At 66.1% G+C, this 15,346-nt stretch carries 12 protein-coding genes; 6 read left to right on the plus strand and 6 right to left on the minus strand.

What is annotated here, in order from left to right:
- The first annotated feature begins 29 nt into the window (after nt 1-29).
- Nucleotides 30-860: an IclR family transcriptional regulator gene (locus QX126_RS01790; RefSeq protein WP_315778963.1), complete on the plus strand. Its 831-nt coding sequence runs from the start codon at nt 30-32 to the stop codon at nt 858-860.
- Here QX126_RS01790 and QX126_RS01795 read toward each other — a convergent pair.
- From QX126_RS01795 to QX126_RS01820, 6 genes are all read right to left on the minus strand, one after another.
- The gene (locus tag QX126_RS01795; RefSeq protein WP_315778965.1) at nt 853-1,866 is read right to left on the minus strand and encodes a CobW family GTP-binding protein; all 1,014 of its coding nucleotides are present in this window, start codon (nt 1,864-1,866) and stop codon (nt 853-855) included. The genes QX126_RS01790 and QX126_RS01795 overlap by 8 nt on opposite strands.
- Nucleotides 1,863-3,485, minus strand: coding sequence for an amidohydrolase family protein (locus QX126_RS01800; protein WP_315778967.1), 1,623 nt, complete (start codon nt 3,483-3,485; stop codon nt 1,863-1,865). The genes QX126_RS01795 and QX126_RS01800 overlap by 4 nt, the downstream gene beginning before the upstream one ends.
- Nucleotides 3,486-3,702: 217 nt before the next feature.
- Entirely contained in the window at nt 3,703-4,533 is an 831-nt protein-coding gene (locus tag QX126_RS01805; protein ID WP_315778968.1) for an ABC transporter permease, read from the minus strand.
- A gap of 81 nt (nt 4,534-4,614) precedes the next feature.
- Nucleotides 4,615-5,646, minus strand: coding sequence for a PotD/PotF family extracellular solute-binding protein (locus tag QX126_RS01810; RefSeq protein ID WP_315736636.1), 1,032 nt, complete (start codon nt 5,644-5,646; stop codon nt 4,615-4,617).
- Between the two features lie 31 nt (nt 5,647-5,677).
- The gene (locus QX126_RS01815) at nt 5,678-6,742 is read right to left on the minus strand and encodes an ABC transporter ATP-binding protein (RefSeq protein WP_315778970.1); all 1,065 of its coding nucleotides are present in this window, start codon (nt 6,740-6,742) and stop codon (nt 5,678-5,680) included.
- Nucleotides 6,742-7,566, minus strand: a complete 825-nt coding sequence (locus QX126_RS01820; RefSeq protein WP_315754810.1) for an ABC transporter permease — start codon at nt 7,564-7,566, stop codon at nt 6,742-6,744. Before QX126_RS01820 ends, QX126_RS01815 begins: the two co-directional genes overlap by 1 nt.
- A gap of 460 nt (nt 7,567-8,026) precedes the next feature.
- On the opposite strand from QX126_RS01820, the gene QX126_RS01825 reads away from it, so the two are divergent.
- From QX126_RS01825 to QX126_RS01845, 5 genes are all read left to right on the plus strand, one after another.
- Complete coding sequence (locus tag QX126_RS01825) at nt 8,027-8,917, plus strand: ABC transporter substrate-binding protein (protein WP_315778972.1); 891 nt, start codon at nt 8,027-8,029, stop codon at nt 8,915-8,917.
- 329 nt (nt 8,918-9,246) lie between these two features.
- Nucleotides 9,247-10,872: an amino acid ABC transporter permease/ATP-binding protein gene (locus tag QX126_RS01830; RefSeq protein ID WP_315778974.1), complete on the plus strand. Its 1,626-nt coding sequence runs from the start codon at nt 9,247-9,249 to the stop codon at nt 10,870-10,872.
- Nucleotides 10,873-10,930: 58 nt separating this feature from the next.
- Nucleotides 10,931-12,172, plus strand: a complete 1,242-nt coding sequence (locus QX126_RS01835) for an acetamidase/formamidase family protein (protein WP_315778975.1) — start codon at nt 10,931-10,933, stop codon at nt 12,170-12,172.
- A gap of 284 nt (nt 12,173-12,456) precedes the next feature.
- On the plus strand, nt 12,457-14,790 hold the full coding sequence (locus tag QX126_RS01840) for an acetamidase/formamidase family protein (protein ID WP_315778976.1): 2,334 nt from the start codon (nt 12,457-12,459) through the stop codon (nt 14,788-14,790).
- Between the two features lie 171 nt (nt 14,791-14,961).
- Complete coding sequence (locus QX126_RS01845; protein WP_315778978.1) at nt 14,962-15,345, plus strand: RidA family protein; 384 nt, start codon at nt 14,962-14,964, stop codon at nt 15,343-15,345.
- The last annotated feature ends 1 nt before the right edge of the window (nt 15,346 follow it).

Consider the following 15,346-nt stretch of genomic DNA (forward strand, 5'->3'; position numbering starts at 1 on the left):
AAACTGCGCGCTTCCATTCAATCAAACAGATGACTGCATCCAACACCGACTCTGCCTCCAGCCTTCGCCGGGCCCTGAAGCTGCTGCGCATTCTCGCCGAGGGCGACCCCGACGGGCTGCGGCTGAAGGACATCGCCGAGGTCGCAGGCTGCAGCCAGCCGACCGCGCACCGCATGCTGCAGGACCTCGCCGCGGAGGGTTTCGCCGAGCAGGCGTCCGGAAAGCGCTATCGCCTCGCGCTGGAATTCTACGTGCTCGCCGCGCGCGCCGGCCAGGCCAGCGGCCTGCGCGAGGCCGCGCGGCCGGCTTTGCTGCGGCTGTCGGCGACCCTGAGCGACACGATCTTCCTGCTGGTGCGCAACGGCTTCGATGCGGTCTGCCTCGACCGCGTCGAGGGTCCGTTTCCGATCCGCTCCTTCACCGGCGACATCGGCGGCAAGGTGCCGCTCGGACTCGGCCAGGGCAGCCTCGCCATTCTCGCCAACCTGCCCGAGGACGAGCAGGAGGCGGTGATCCGCTTCAACATCCCGCGCCTGCTCGATCGCGGCTTCCTCGACGAAGCCTCGCTGCGCAGTGCGCTGGCGCAGGCGCGCGCGCAGGGCTGGGTCAACACCAGCACCGGGCTCATTCCCGGCATGGCCGGCGTCGGCGTGCCTGTGCTGGACGCGCAGGGCCGCGCCGTCGCGGCGCTCAGTGTCGGCACGCTGGCCGAACGGCTGAACGCCGATCGCCTGCCGCATGTGGTCAAGATCCTGCAGGGCGAGGCGCAGGCGCTGGCCGGCAAGCTCAACCCGTTCGACGTGGCTCTGCGCTATCCGTCACGCAGTCTGAGCACGATCGGCGGCGCGCAATCTACGTGACCCACTCGGCGCGGATGCCGCGCGGCCGGGCTGCCGCGCTGTCCGGCTCGCGCCAGGAGAATGCGAACAGGCCCGACGGCTCGACCTGTTCGAGCTCATTGCGGACAATGTCGCGCGCGATCACGACGATGAAGGGCGCCGGCAGTTTTTCGGCCGTCAATTGCCGCGGCGGCGCGAACATCGTGCCGACGCTTTCGACCAGCAGCGGCCGCGGCGCCTCGTGCACCTTCACGAGGCCCTTGACGCGCAGCAGCCGCTCGCCGAGCGCGCCGGCGACATTGTCGAGCCAACCGGAGAGATCGGCATAGGCGATCTCAGCCCGCGGGCGGACGAGGCAGAGCGCGAGGCGCGGATGCGCGGTTGCCAGATCGGGCGCGACCTCGCGTAGGGGCAACGCGGCTACGAGGGGTGCGAAGGCGGCCGAGACGATGGCTGCGCGATCAGCGCCGGCAACGACCTCCGCCACCGGGTTCAGCTGCGCGATCGCAACCGGCGCCTCAGTCAGCGCCTGCGGCGCAAGATCAGCCTTGGTCGCGACGATGCGATGCGCCGCCGCCCATTGCGCCGCAGCTTCCTCGAATGTCGCGACGGCGAGCCCTCGCGTCAGGTCATAGGTTGCGACGACCGCGACGCGCATCCGGTGCTCGGCCAGCGTCGCGAGCTGGCGCAGCACCGGGCCGGGCATCGCCAGGCCCGACGTCTCCAGGATGATCCGGCACAGGGGCGGCAGGCCGGCGGGGCGGGGCGCCATGATCAGGCGGTCGATGGTGAAGGCGAGATCGCTGCCGACCTGGCAGCACACGCAGCCATTCGACAGCATCGCCATCGGGACGTCGTCGCCGCTCTCGCGCAGCAGCACGCCGTCGAGCCCGATTTCGCCGGCCTCGTTGACGATCACGGCGGTGTCCGAGCCGGTCTCCACGCTCAGCACGTCGCGCAGCAGCGACGTCTTGCCCGAGCCGAGGAAGCCGGTCAGGACGAAGAAGTCGATTGCACCGGCGCTCATGGCGCCGCGGCGTCCTTGTCTTTATCCTTGGCGGCGTATTTCTCCGGCACGTCGCTCTCCCAGCTCGCCTTCACCAACTCGCGGACGTCGGCCAGCAATTCCTCGGTATCGTAGATGATGCCGTCCTTGATCGTGTATTTCAGGCCGCGATGCCACTCAACCGCGTTGGTGGCGTCGTTGAAGCGCATCGCGCCGGTGCCGTAGAGCAGCTTGAAATCGGTCAGCGGATTGTGGTCGTGCACAAGGATGTCGGCGCGCATGCCGACGTCGATGGTACCGATCTCGTTCTCGAGGCCGCACAGCGCCGCGCCCTGCGAGGTCGCCGAGCGGATCACCTCGAGCGGATGGAAGCCGGCCTCCTGCAACAGCTCGAGCTCGCGGACATAGCCGAAGCCGAAGATCTGATAGATGAAGCCGGAATCCGAGCCGGTGCAGATCCGGCCGCCGCGGTTCTTGTATTCGTTGATGAAGGCCATCCAGAGCCGGTAGCTCTCCTTCCACTCGATCTCGTTCTGGGTCGACCAGCGATACCAGTAGGAGCCGTGGCCGCCGCGCTGCGGCGTGAAGTAGTCCCACATCGACTTCCAGGTGTACTCCTTGTGCCAATAGGCCTGGCGCGCTCGCATCAGGTCGCGATTGGCATCGTAGATCGTGAACGTCGGCACGAAGGTGAAGCCGATCTCCAGGAACTGCTCCAGCACCTCGTTCCACTTGGCCGAGCCGGGCTCGGCGCCCTGCCTGAACATCTGACCCGACACCGAGAAGCGGAAATATTCGTCGGTGTAGTTGTAGTCGAGCGGGAAGTTCTGGATCACGCGATCCTCGAACAGCGCCTCCGGCAGGCCGTAATAATGCTCCGCGCTGGTCAGGCCCCACTTCGCCGTGGTCAGCGCGTTCATGCGCGACACCGCCATCTGGGCGTGGTGACAGCCGGTGCGCAAGCCGATTGTCTTGCACTCGTCGAGCGCGGCTTCCATGATCGCCGGCGGCGCGCCGAAGAACTTGATGCCGTCGGCGCCGCGCTCCTTGACCTGACGCAGCCACTCTCGTCCCTGCTCCGGCGTGTAGATGGTCTTGACCATGTCGTTGACGGCCGGGAAATAGGCGTAAGCCAGCAGCCGCGGCGAGGCGATGGTGTTGTCAGCCGCACGCTGCTTCTGGTCGAGCATCCACGACAGGCCGTTCATCGAGCCCATCTCGCGCACCGTGGTGACGCCATGCGCCAGCCAGAGCTTGTAGACGTAGTCGACCGGTGGCACCCAGCCATTGGCGGAGTGATAGGCCACGCCGGCATGGGCGTGGCAGTCGACGAAGCCCGGCGTCACCCATTTGCCGCGGCAGTCGATCTCGTGATCGGCGGGCTCGCCGGCGTTGCCGGCATAACCGTAGCCGACGACCTTCTTGATGCTGACGATGCGGCCATCCTCGACGATGATGTCGACCGGCCCGATCGGCGGCGCGCCGGTGCCGTCGATCACAATGGCGCTGCGCAGCGCCAGCCGCTTGAACGGCCCGATGCCGCGATCGCGCGACGTGGCCTTCGGCACGATCGGCGCCGCGCCCTTGTTCCGGATGAAGGCGAGCTCATCGCCCGGCAGCATCGTGGCTTGGTCGGTCATGAAGGCGTTTCCTCATTTTCGAAGCATAGGGTGGGCAAAGCGTAGCGTGCCCACCGTCCGTCCTTCTCTTGCAAGATGGTGGGCACGGCGCTCCGCGCCTTTGCCCACCCTACGAATGGTTTTTCCGTCATTGCGAGCGCAGCGAAGCAATCCAGGGGCGACGAAGGAAGTCTGGATTGCTTCGTCGCTGCGCTCCTCGCAATGACGCCCAACGCCCTTATCCCGTCCTGTACCGCCGCGCGAACGCCACGCTGCCAAACACAGTGAAGGCCATGGTCACAGCGAGCAGCATGAAGGCGAGCGCGGCGCCCATCGGCCAGTTGTTGCCGCGCACGAACTGGTCGTAGACGGCCGGGGCCATCATCTTGAATCGCGGGCCGCCGAGAAGCACCGCCGTTGCATAGGTGTTCATGCACAACACGAACACCAGGATCGAGCCGGCGGCCACGCCGGGGCCGGACAGCGGCAGGATCACCCGCCAGAACACCCGCGCGCCCGAGGCGCCGAGATTGGCGGCGGCATATTCCAGGTCGCGGGGAATGCTTTCGATGACCGCCGAGAGCGTCAGGATCATGTAGGGCAGCACCACGGCGATGATGCCGATGATCACGGCCTTGGTCGTGTACATGATCTCGAGCGGCGCGGAGATCAGGCCAAGCTTCATCAGGCTCGTATTCACGAGCCCGTCGCGGGCGAACAGCGCCATCCAGCCGGCGGAGCGGACGACGTTGCCGACCAGCAGCGGAAACAGGGTCGCGATCACGACCAGGCTCTTCCAGCGACTCTCCATGCGGCCGAGCCAATACGCCGCCGGAAACGCCAGGATCAGCGTGAGCAAGGTGCACAGCAGCGCGATGCCCAGCGTGGCCAGGATGATCTGCTGGTAGTACGGATCGGTCGCGGCCTTGATGTAGTTGTCCGGCGACAGCGCCTGCACCATCAATTGGGTCGGGCTGAACTGGTTGAGCGAGATCCGGAACATCAGGATCATCGGCCCGATCAGCAGCGCCAGGACCAGCAGACAGGCGGGGACGACCAACAGCGCCATCGCGCGAGCTCCGATTGCGAGTGTGTCGGCTCTTCAGCCGCAGCTCCTGCGGCGGGGCCGCAGGAGCGCATCATTCAAGGCTTACGCCTTGAACTCCTTGTTCCAGAAGTCGAGCGTGCGCTGCGAGCGCCCTGCGGCATAGGCATAGTCCGGCTTCAGCAGGCGGGCGCGCTCAGCCTCGGTCAGGCTGACCTGCTTGGCGAGGTCCTCCGGCAGCACGGCGTCGGTGACGGTCGGGACGTAGCCCATCTTGTCGGCGAAGCCGCCTTGCGCCTTGGCGTCCAGCATCGCGTCGAGATAGGCGAAGCCGCCGGCCTTGTTCTTGGCGTTCTTCGGCACCGAGGCCTGGAACACGATCGCCGGGGTGCCCTCCTTCGGCACGACGTGGGCGAGCGGGATGCCGGACTTCTTCCACATGAAGCCGCGGGCGAGCCACATCGTGGTCAGCCACACCTCCTCCGACTTCAGCGCCGCCGCCAGCGCCTCGTTGGAAGGATAGATCTTCACGTCGAGCGAGCGCCATTCCATCAGCTTCTTCTCGGCCGGATCGAGATTGCTGACGCCGCCACCGCCGGCGAGCGCCGCCGCCAGCGTGTTGTTGGGATAGAGGATGTCGGCGAGACCGATGCGGCCGCGCCATTTCGGATCCCACAGATCCGCGAAGGATTGCGGCGGCGTCTTCACCTGGTTGGTGTTGTAGAGGATCACCTGCGCCGAATAGATGTGCGGGATCGCGATCTCGCTCCGGAGCTCCGGGAACACCTTGTCCAGCCGCTTCACCTGCGCCGCATCGACCTTCTCGAACACATCCGATTGCGACACGATGTAGGCGTCGTTGTCGGACAGGCAGGCGACGTCCATCGAGCCGCGCCGGCTCTGCCGCTCGGCCAGCAGCTTGGTCTTGCGCGGATCGGCATTGGCGACGTCCTGCACGATCTCAAAACCCCTGGGCGTCATGATCGGCTTGTCGATGATATCGGAGAGCAACTGGCCGTAGTCGCCGCCCCAGGTGCCGACCACGACCTGTCCGCCCTCGGCGCGCGCAGAGGGCATGCCGGACGCCAGCGCGGCGACGCCGGCACTGGCAGAGAGAAAGTGACGTCGCGAAATCATGGGAGAACCTCTTGCTGTGAATGGATGGTGTTTACGAAGCTGTCTGCGGCACGAGACGCGGGACCTTGCGGTCCCATTCCAGGGACACGGGATCGTTCGGTTTGAGTGTTGCCAGCGGCTCGCTCGCGTCGGGCGTTGGCCTGACGGCCACCAGCGTCTCGTCGCCGATCGCCACCACATATTCGCTCTGCGCGCCCATATAGGTGATCGCCAGCACGCGGCCGCGCACCTCGCCGGACTCACCGGCCACCACTGCAATGCGTTCAGGCCGCAGCGCGAAAGCATCGGCATCGCCCCGCTCGCCGCTGGCGACATCGACCGGTAGCAGCAGGCCGCCGTTGGTGCGGAACTGGCTCTCGTTCGCCCGCCGGCCCGCCACGATGTTGCAACGGCCGACGAAGTCGGCGACGAACGCATCCTTCGGCGAGTCGTACAGCTCCTGCGGCGTGCCGATCTGGCGGACGCGGCCGCCCTCCATCACCACGAGGCGGTCGGCCATGGTCAGCGCCTCCTCGCGGTCATGCGTCACCATCAGAGTGGTCAGGCCGAGCCGCTGCTGCAGCGCGCGGATCTCGAGCCGCACCTCGGCGCGCAGCTTGGCGTCGAGATTCGACAAGGGCTCGTCGAGCAGGAAGATGCGCGGATTGATCACCAGCGCGCGCGCCAGCGCGACGCGCTGCTGCTGCCCGCCGGACAATTGCCGCGGCAGCCGATCGGCGAGATGCGACAGCCGCACCAGCTTGAGCGCGTCGGCGATCTTGATCTTTCGCTCGACCGCATTGATGCCGCGCATCTCCAGGCCGAAGCCGACATTGTCGGCCGCGCTCATGTGCGGAAACAGCGCATAGGACTGGAACACCATGCCGGTGGCACGCTTGTAGGCCGGCAGATGCGTGACGTCCTCGCGGTCGAACAGCACGCGGCCGCTCGTGGGCGGCAGGAAGCCCGCGACCATGCGCAAGGTCGTCGTCTTGCCGCAACCGGAGGGTCCGAGCAGCGCGACCAGCTCGCCCTCATGGACGGCGAGATCGAGCCCCTCCACGCCGATGGATGTGCCGAAGCGCTTGGTCAGCTTCTCGAGCGTGAGCTGCGCCATCACACCACCCGCGACAATTTGACGAAGCGATCGGTCACCACCATCAGCAGTCCGACCAGCGCGATCTGCACGGTGGCGACGGCGGCGAGCGTCGGATCGATGCGGAATTCGAGATAGTTCAACATGGCAACAGGCAGCGTAATGCGGCCGGGACCGACCAGCAGCATCGACAGATCGAGATTTTCAAAACTCTGGATGAAGGAGAACATCGCGGCCGCAACGATCCCTGAGCGCATCATCGGCAGGGTGATGCGGCGGAACACCGTGAACGGGCTCGCACCAAGATTGGCGGCGGCCTCCTCGGCGGCTCGGTCGAGCCCCTGCAGGCTGGCGACAACCAGCCGCACCGTCCAGGGAATCGCGAGCAGCGTATGCGCGGCCACGAGCCCTTCCGTCGTCGCCTTGATGTCGCGGTCGAGCAGATCCTCGGCGAGCACGTAGAACATGTAGAGGCCGGAGCCGGCGACCACGCCGGGCACCGCCAGCGGCGCCAATAGGAACGACGACAGCGCCTGCCGACCGCGGAACTCGCCGCGCACAATGGCGAGCGCAGCCGCGGTGCCGACGGGCACGCCGATCGCCGTCGCGAGCAGCGCGACCTGGAAGCTCGTCACGAGGCCGCGCAGGAATTCGGGCTTGCTCAGCGCGTTGGCGTACCACTTCAGCGACAGGCCAGGCGGCGGGAAGCTCACGATCTCCTGCGCGAAGAAGCTGGTCACCACGATCATGATCACGGGCGCGAAGATGATTGCGTAGGCGACGACGATCAGTGTCCGCACCGCGAATTGGCCGAGTGATGGTTGTCCCGTAAAACGGAACAGCATTGCAGACACCTCAACAAACAGATCAGCAACTTGTGCGGCGGCATCGTAGTCGGCAGCTCCGCTGCCGCCAAGCCTGCGACACGAGTTATCGCAATGCACATACGCATGGGCGGAGCGACGCAGCGACGCCACGATCCTGACGCGTGACGTGGCGCCACCTCCATCTTGGCGCTAGCGCCGTGCGCACCTGCCCCGTCGCCGGCGTGACCGATTTTCGACTTTCGGAATCTTCGAGGACCGCGCAGGCGGACTTGACGCGTGCGCGCCGGTCCGTCGCGGCGGCGCGGATTTGAGCAATGCGTGCTCAATTCTTGCACCGGCACGATCCAATATTTTGTGCGCCTACGGACAAGTCATCCGCGCAGGCTCGCACCTAAGCTTGCCGTCGAGCTTGGACCGGGGCGACGGCACCAATGCACCGCCGGACCAGCGCGACACATCGTTCGAAGGAGCTGGCAACATGCAGACGAGGCTATTCACTGGAGCGCGGCGCGCGTGGCTTGCCGCGCTCTGCGCCATCATTGCGACGGGACTTCTCGCGCCGATCGACGCACAGGCGGCGGCGCCCGCAGGGTGCGCGGCGCTCAAGGAGAAATATCCAGACTGGAAGGGTAAGACGCTCGTCAACGCCATCAATCCGCACACACCGGGCTACGAATCGATCGACCCGAAGGATCCGAGCAAATATGTCGGCTTCGACATCGACCTCGGCGAAGCCATCGGCGACTGCCTCGGCTTCAAGCTGACCTACAAGCCGGTGACGTTCGCCGCGCTGCTGACGACGCTGGCGAGCGGCCAGGCCGACATCGTCATCTCCGACATCTATGCCACCAAGGAGCGCGCCAAGGCCGCCGACTTCATCACCTACTCCAAGGTGTTCGACGGCGTGCTGGTCGCGAAGGGCAATCCGAAGGGCATCAACGGGATCAACATGACGATGTGCGGCGCGGCAGCTGCCGAGAACACCGGCTATGTCGAGGTGCCGCTGATCCAGGACCTCGCGCCGAAGTGCAAGGCCGAAGGCAAGCCGGAGCCGACGCTGCAGCTCTACGACAACAACGCCAATTGCATCCAGGCCATCCTCGCCGGCCGCGCCGACACCTATGTCAACGACGTCAACACGGTGGACCAGGCGGTGAAGGCCTATCCGGACAAGCTGGAGAAGGCGATCGCGGTGACCATCCCCTACTCGGTCGGCATCGCCGTGCCGAAGGACAAGCCGAAATTCCGCGACGCCGTGCTCGCCGCCCTGATCGAGGTGCAGAAGGAAGGCATCCATCAGGAGCTGCTGAAGAAGTGGCAGCTCGATCCCGCGAACTTCAAGGAGCCGGATATTTTGACGGCGGACTAAGAGCACCGCTCCGTTTGACGCGAGAGATAGCGGCGAAGACGGCGCGCTCCCCTCCCCCTTGCGGGGAGGGGGTGGGGGTGGGGGTCCACAGATGACAGTCTTTGCTGGGCCCCCCCTCCCCAACCCTCCCCCACAAGGGGGGAGGGAGCGCACCGGCTCCTCAGCGACACTCCAAGCTCAGCGGCTGACGTGTGCATGTGAGCCAACTTCGTAGTTCGTAGGGTGGGCAAAGCGCAGCGTGCCCACCAACGCTGTTCCGAAACACCACGGTGGGCACGGCGCTTCGCGCCTTTGCCCACCCTACGGCACTCATCAGGCTGCAATCATCGATGTCCCTCTTCCTGCACTATCTCAGCATGCCGTATCTGCTCATGGGCATCGAGCTCACGCTGCAGGTCACCGCGCTCGGCCTGATCGGCGGACTGGTCCTCGGCCTCATCCTCGCCGGCATGCAGCTCAGCCGGTTCTGGCTGCTGGCCGCGATTGCGCGCGGCTATACCGTGATCTTCCGCGGCACGCCGCTGATCCTGCAGATGGTGTTCGCCTACGACGCGCTGCCGCATATCGGCATCAAGCTGCCGGCGGTGCTGGCGGCGGGCCTCGCGCTCGCCTGCAACGAGGCGCCGTTCATCGCCGAGATGCTGCGCTCCGGCGTGCTCGGCGTCGATCGCGGCCAGCTCCTGGCCGGCCAGGCACTCGGCATGACGCCATCAGTGCTGATGCGCCGGATCATCGCGCCGCAGGCGATCCGCACGATGATCCCGGCCTTCGGCAACGAGGCGGTGAGCGCGCTGAAGAACTCCTCGCTCGCCTCCGTCATCGCCGTCCAGGAATTGACCTTGCGCTCGACGCAGCTCGCCTCCTCCACCTTCGACTTCTTCTCGATCTTCTTCGCCTCGGGTCTCATCTATCTCCTGCTGACCGGCGCGATCAGCGTCATCCAGCTCGCGCTCGAATGGCTGCTCGATCTCGACCGCACGGCCAAACAACGCAAGCTGGTGGACTACCTGCCATGGCGCCGCGTCGATCCGGCGGCAAAGCTGGACCTTGCGAAGACCGCACCTACCGTCGAGGCCGCGCCGCCGGAGCCCGCCGAACTGAAGGAAACGCCACCGCTCGCCCTGTCGATCGAGGATCGCGCCAGGCGCGCCGCGACCATCGCCCGCAACAACGTCGCGGTCGAGGTCAAGGAGTTGCGCAAGGCCTATGACGGCAACAGAGTGCTGGACGGGCTCGATCTCACGGTGCGCATCGGCGAGGTGATCGCGCTGCTCGGCCCCTCCGGCTCCGGCAAGAGCACCTTGCTCCGCTGCATCAATCATCTGGAGAACTGGGATGCAGGCGAGATTCGCGTCGGCGGCCGCAAGCTTGGCTTCGACGAGCAGGGGCGCAGGCTGACGCCGCGCGCGGTCGCCAATGAGCGCGCCAATGTCGGCGTCGGCATGGTGTTCCAGCAGTTCAACCTGTTTGGGCATCTCACGGCGAAGGAGAACGTCGCAGGTCCCCTGCGCTGGGTGCACGGCCTGGGCCGGTTCGAGGCCGACCGCCGCGCGGCCGAGTTGCTCGACCGCGTCGGCCTGTCGCATCGCGCCGATGCGCTGCCGCGGCATCTCTCCGGCGGCCAGCAGCAGCGCGTGGCGATTGCCCGCGCGCTGGCCCCGAACCCGAGCGTGCTGCTGTTGGACGAGCCGACCTCCGCGCTCGATCCCGAGTTGGTCAACGAGGTGCTGGAGGTGATCCGCCGCCTCGCCGTCGACGACGGTCTGACCATGATCATCTCGACGCATCAGGTCCGCTTCGCCGACGAGGTCGCCGACCGGGTCGCCTTCCTCAATGGCGGCGTCATCCTCGAAGAGGGACCGGCCCATGAGGTGCTGACCAACCCGCGCCACCCGCTGACCGCACGCTTCCTCTCGGTGATGGAGGCAGAGCGGCCGAAGGGTGCGGTCGCATGAGTTCATCCTTCACATCAACATCAACGATCTCGCGTCCGATCTTTCATGAGGCCCTTGCATGAAGCACCATCTGCTGCCGGTATCCCCGAAGACCATCCATTGGGGGTATTTTTCCAAGGTGGTGACACCGGCACTCACTCTGCGCTCCGGCGACCGCGCCACGATCGAGACGCTGACGCATCACGCCAATGACGATTATGAGCGCATGATCAAGGACGATCCGGGCGCCGAGAGCGTGTTCAGATGGACCAGGGAGCACAAGGCGGTGGCGCGGCGCGGCGCAGGTCCGACTGAAGGGCCGTTCATCCGCGGCTCCGGCGAAGGCATTGGCGTGCATCTGCTGACCGGACCGGTCGCGATCGAGGGCGCCGAGCCCGGCGACGTGCTGGAGGTGCGCATCCTCGACATCAAGCCGCGGCCGAGCCGGTGCGGCTGCCATGCCGGCAAGTGCTTCGGCTCCAACGTCGCCGCCAATTGGGGCTTCCACTATCACGACCTGATCGAGGAACCGAAGCCGCGCGAGGTCATCACCATCTTCGAGCTGGACACCTCGGGCGAGCCGTTCGCCAAGGCGGTCTACAACTACGTCTGGACGCCGCAGACCGATCCCGACGGCATCGTGCATCCGACCATCGACTATCCCGGCGTGCCGGTCGACCACAGCACGATCAGGAAGCGCGAGAACATTTTGCCGAACATCAAGGTGCCGGCGCGGCTGCATTTCGGCACCATGGGGCTGGCGCCGTCGGAGGCCGACTACGTCTCCTCGATTCCGCCGAGCTACACCGGCGGCAACATCGACGACTGGCGCATCGGCAAGGGCGCGCGGATGTATTATCCGGTCGCCGTGCCCGGCGCGTATTTCTCGGTCGGCGATCCCCATGCCGCGCAAGGCGATAGCGAGCTCGGCGGCACCGCGATCGAGACCTCGCTGACCGGCGACTTCGAGTTCATCCTCCACAAGAAGAGCGACCTTGGCGGCACCCAGCTCGAAGGCCTCACGCATCCGCTGCTGGAGACCGACCAGGCGTGGTCGGTGTACGGCTTCACCTATCCGAACTATCTCGCCGAGCTCGGCGCCAACGCGCAGACCGAGATCGCCAGCCATTCCAGCCTCGACCGCGCGATGCGCGACGCCTTCCGCAAGCTCCGCCGCTTCTTGATGACGGTGCATCATCTCAGCGAGGACGAGGCGATCTCGCTGATGTCGGTCGGTGCCGACTTTGGCGTCACCCAGGTGGTGGATGCCAATTGGGGCGTCCACGGCACGATCCGGAAGAACGTGTTCCGGTGTGATTGATTCGACGTTGGTCATAAAAGCCGTCGCGCAGTGCGCACCCTCCCCCCTTGCGGGGGAGGGTTGGGGTGGGGGGTGCCCCGGGCGACACTGCCGATGTGGACCCCCACCCCCAACCCCTCCCCGCAAGGGGGAGGGGAGCGCACTCAGCGCGCGGCGACAGCGTTGGCTTCAATGAAACCGGGACGAAAGCACTGGCCAGCGCCGACATGCCGCTACAGAGACGACAGACCATGAAACTCATCTGGCACGGGGGTTGCTTCGAATTCCCGGACCCGGGTCGTGCCATGAGTTTTCGTCCGTTCACCAGTGAATCCTACGCGCGGGACGAGCGTCCTGAGGCGTGGCGTGATGTCCTGAACGCGGTCGGGTTGCAGCCGGCTGCCAAGGCGCCGTTCTATGACGGCCATGCGACCGCCTCGCATCGCAGCGCGCCGGGCATCGCGCTGTCGCGGCTGGCGGCGGGCTCGCAGGTCATCACCGCGGTTCCGCAAACCCATGAGGACCTGCCGATTGCGTTGCTCGCGATCGACGACGGCGCCGTGCTCCGCAGCGGCGACAGCCATCGCATCGTCCCCGCGGGACATCTGATGCTATTGCCGCGCATCGGCGACTGGAACATCGCGTTCCAGCGCGATCTGCGCGCCATCGGGCTATCGGTGACATCAGACGCCCTGCATGGCCGCATCAGCGGCAAGCTGAAATTGGCCGCCCCACAGGTGATCGCGCCAAGCGGCCTTGCCGACGTAATCTGCCGCACCATCGAGGCCACCGCGCGGGCGCTCGAAACGCTCAGCGACGCCGAATGGAGCACGGTCGCGCAGAGCCTGGTCGATCTGCTGCTGACGCTCGCGCATCAGCAGGCGGTGCCAGCAACGGAGGCCGGCAGCAGCGCGACGCAGGCCGCGATCTTGCACCGGATCTGCCAGACCATCGAGCGGCGGCTCGACGATGCCGAGCTGACGCCGGCGCGGGTGGCGCAGGCCGAAGGCATCTCAGAGCGCTATCTGCAAAGACTATTCGAAGGTGCCGGCGACAATTTCAGTCACTACGTGAGGGAACGGCGGCTGCAGAGGGCCTGGACCGACCTGTCCAATCCAGCCGAAGCCAACCATTCGATCTCCGAGATCGCCTATCGCTACGGCTTCGCCGATTCGGCGCATTTCAGCCGCAGCTTCCGCACCCGCTTCGGCCTGTCGCCGCGCGAGTTCCGGCAGCAGAAGGCCGAGCAGGCGATCACGTCGGCGACCCCGCGCGGTCAGCGCGGCTGGCCGCAGGATGCGCTGGCGCAGCAGCGCGTCTGCGAGAGGCCGGCGGCGGCCAGGAGCGATATCGCCCTGCCCGCGCCGGCCAACGACCAGGACGCGCGGCGGCATCACCATCATCTCGCGGTGTCGGCCGAGCGCGTGCATTGGGGCTATTTCAGCCGCTCGCTGCCGCCGCAGATCGAGATCGCATCCGGCGACACGATCACGGTGGAGACGCTGACCCAACATGCCTCCGATGATCCGGAGCTGATGATCTCAGGCGATGCCGCTGCGCTCAGCGTGTTCGGCTGGACCAAGGCGAAGAAGAACGTCGACCGCCGTGGCGCCGGCCCGATGGACGCCAGCGTGTTCGGCCGCGGCGCCGGCGAAGGCTTTGGCGTCCACATCTGCACCGGCCCGGTCGCCATCAAGGACGCGCAGCCCGGCGATGTACTCGAAGTACGGATCCTCGACATCGTGCCGCGGCGAAGCCGCAGCCGCGGGTATGAAGGCCGCGTGTTCGGCTCCAGCGTGGCGGCATGGTGGGGCTATCACTACAATGAGCTGATCGCTCCGCCCGCGCCGCGTGAAGCCGTCACGATCTACGAGATCTTTGCCGACGATTCCGAGCCGCATGCGCGCGCGCTCTATTCCTATCGCTGGGAGCCGCAGACCGATCCGGCCGGCGTGGTGCATGCGACCTACGACTATCCCGGCGTGCCGGTGGCGCCCGGCAGCATCAAGCGTCGCCACGGCGTGCTCGACAACATCCGCATTCCGCTGCGGCCGCATTTCGGCGTGATCGCCGTGGCGCCACGCGAGGCCGACTTCGTCGATTCGATTCCGCCGTCCTATTTCGGCGGCAATCTCGACAATTGGCGGCTCGGCAAGGGCGCGACCGTGTATCTCCCCGTCTCCGTTCCCGGCGCGCTGCTGTCGGTCGGCGATCCCCACGCCACGCAGGGCGACGGCGAGCTCGGCGGCACCGCGATCGAATGCTCGATGACCGGCACCTTCCAGGTCATCCTCCACAAGAAGTCGCAGCTCGCCGGACAACCTTTCGCCGATCTCACCTATCCCCTGATCGAAACCGAGACCGACTGGGTGCTGACCGGCTTCAGCCACCCGAACTATCTCGCCGAGTTCGGCGCGCAGGGCCAGAGCGAGGTCTACGCGACCTCCTCGCTCGACCTCGCGATGAAGGATGCCTTCCGCAAGATGCGCCGCTTCCTGATGCACATCAAAGGCCTGAGCGAGGACGAGGCGGTCGCGCTGATGTCGGCGGCGGTGGATTTCGGCATCACCCAGGTCGTCGACGGCAATTGGGGCGTGCACGCGATCCTCAGCAAGCGGCTGTTCGAGGATGCGGGCTGAGTTCATGCTAAGTCGTAGGGTGGGCAAAGGCGCGCCCGCGAACCTGCGACATCGATCATGATGTACGTCGCGCCGTGCCCACCGCGGCGCATCCGCTGAGGATGGTGGGCACGCGTCGCCTGCGGCGCCGTTTTGCCCACCCTACACATTCACTCGCAGAGGAATCCGACCATGCAGTTCCACATGATCTCCGGCGCGACGAAACCCGTGGCGCCGTTCAGTCACGCGGTCGAGACCGACGGCTTCGTGTTCGTCACCGGTCAGATGCCGGATTCACCGGAGGCACCGGGCGTGCTGCCCGACGGCATCGTGGATCAGACGAAGGCGGTGATGCAGAACTTGAAGTACATCCTCCAAGGTCTCAACCTTGGTCTCGAACATATTGTGATGTCTCGGATTTACCTGACCGAATTCAAGCGCGATTACACGGCAATGAATGAAACTTACCGTTCATTCTTCCCACCGGGCCGGCTGCCGGCCCGCACCTGCGTCGGCGTCACCGGTCTCGCCTATGACGCGCTGATCGAGATCGATCTGGTCTGCCGAAGACCATAGT

Origin of the sequence: Bradyrhizobium sp. SZCCHNPS1003 (assembly GCF_032381555.1) — a bacterium.
Lineage (GTDB): Bacteria > Pseudomonadota > Alphaproteobacteria > Rhizobiales > Xanthobacteraceae > Bradyrhizobium.

What these genes read in the sequence shown, in the direction of transcription:
- QX126_RS01805 (WP_315778968.1), bottom strand. Translation starts at nt 4,533, where the DNA reads ATGGCGCTGTTGGTCGTCCCCGCCTGTCTGCTGGTCCTGGCGCTGCTG.
- QX126_RS01815 (WP_315778970.1), bottom strand. Translation starts at nt 6,742, where the DNA reads ATGGCGCAGCTCACGCTCGAGAAGCTGACCAAGCGCTTCGGCACATCC.
- QX126_RS01840 (WP_315778976.1), top strand. Translation starts at nt 12,457, where the DNA reads ATGAGTTTTCGTCCGTTCACCAGTGAATCCTACGCGCGGGACGAGCGT.
- QX126_RS01835 (WP_315778975.1), top strand. Translation starts at nt 10,931, where the DNA reads ATGAAGCACCATCTGCTGCCGGTATCCCCGAAGACCATCCATTGGGGG.
- QX126_RS01795 (WP_315778965.1), bottom strand. Translation starts at nt 1,866, where the DNA reads ATGAGCGCCGGTGCAATCGACTTCTTCGTCCTGACCGGCTTCCTCGGC.
- QX126_RS01820 (WP_315754810.1), bottom strand. Translation starts at nt 7,566, where the DNA reads ATGCTGTTCCGTTTTACGGGACAACCATCACTCGGCCAATTCGCGGTG.
- QX126_RS01790 (WP_315778963.1), top strand. Translation starts at nt 30, where the DNA reads ATGACTGCATCCAACACCGACTCTGCCTCCAGCCTTCGCCGGGCCCTG.
- QX126_RS01845 (WP_315778978.1), top strand. Translation starts at nt 14,962, where the DNA reads ATGCAGTTCCACATGATCTCCGGCGCGACGAAACCCGTGGCGCCGTTC.
- QX126_RS01810 (WP_315736636.1), bottom strand. Translation starts at nt 5,646, where the DNA reads ATGATTTCGCGACGTCACTTTCTCTCTGCCAGTGCCGGCGTCGCCGCG.
- QX126_RS01800 (WP_315778967.1), bottom strand. Translation starts at nt 3,485, where the DNA reads ATGACCGACCAAGCCACGATGCTGCCGGGCGATGAGCTCGCCTTCATC.
- QX126_RS01830 (WP_315778974.1), top strand. Translation starts at nt 9,247, where the DNA reads ATGTCCCTCTTCCTGCACTATCTCAGCATGCCGTATCTGCTCATGGGC.
- QX126_RS01825 (WP_315778972.1), top strand. Translation starts at nt 8,027, where the DNA reads ATGCAGACGAGGCTATTCACTGGAGCGCGGCGCGCGTGGCTTGCCGCG.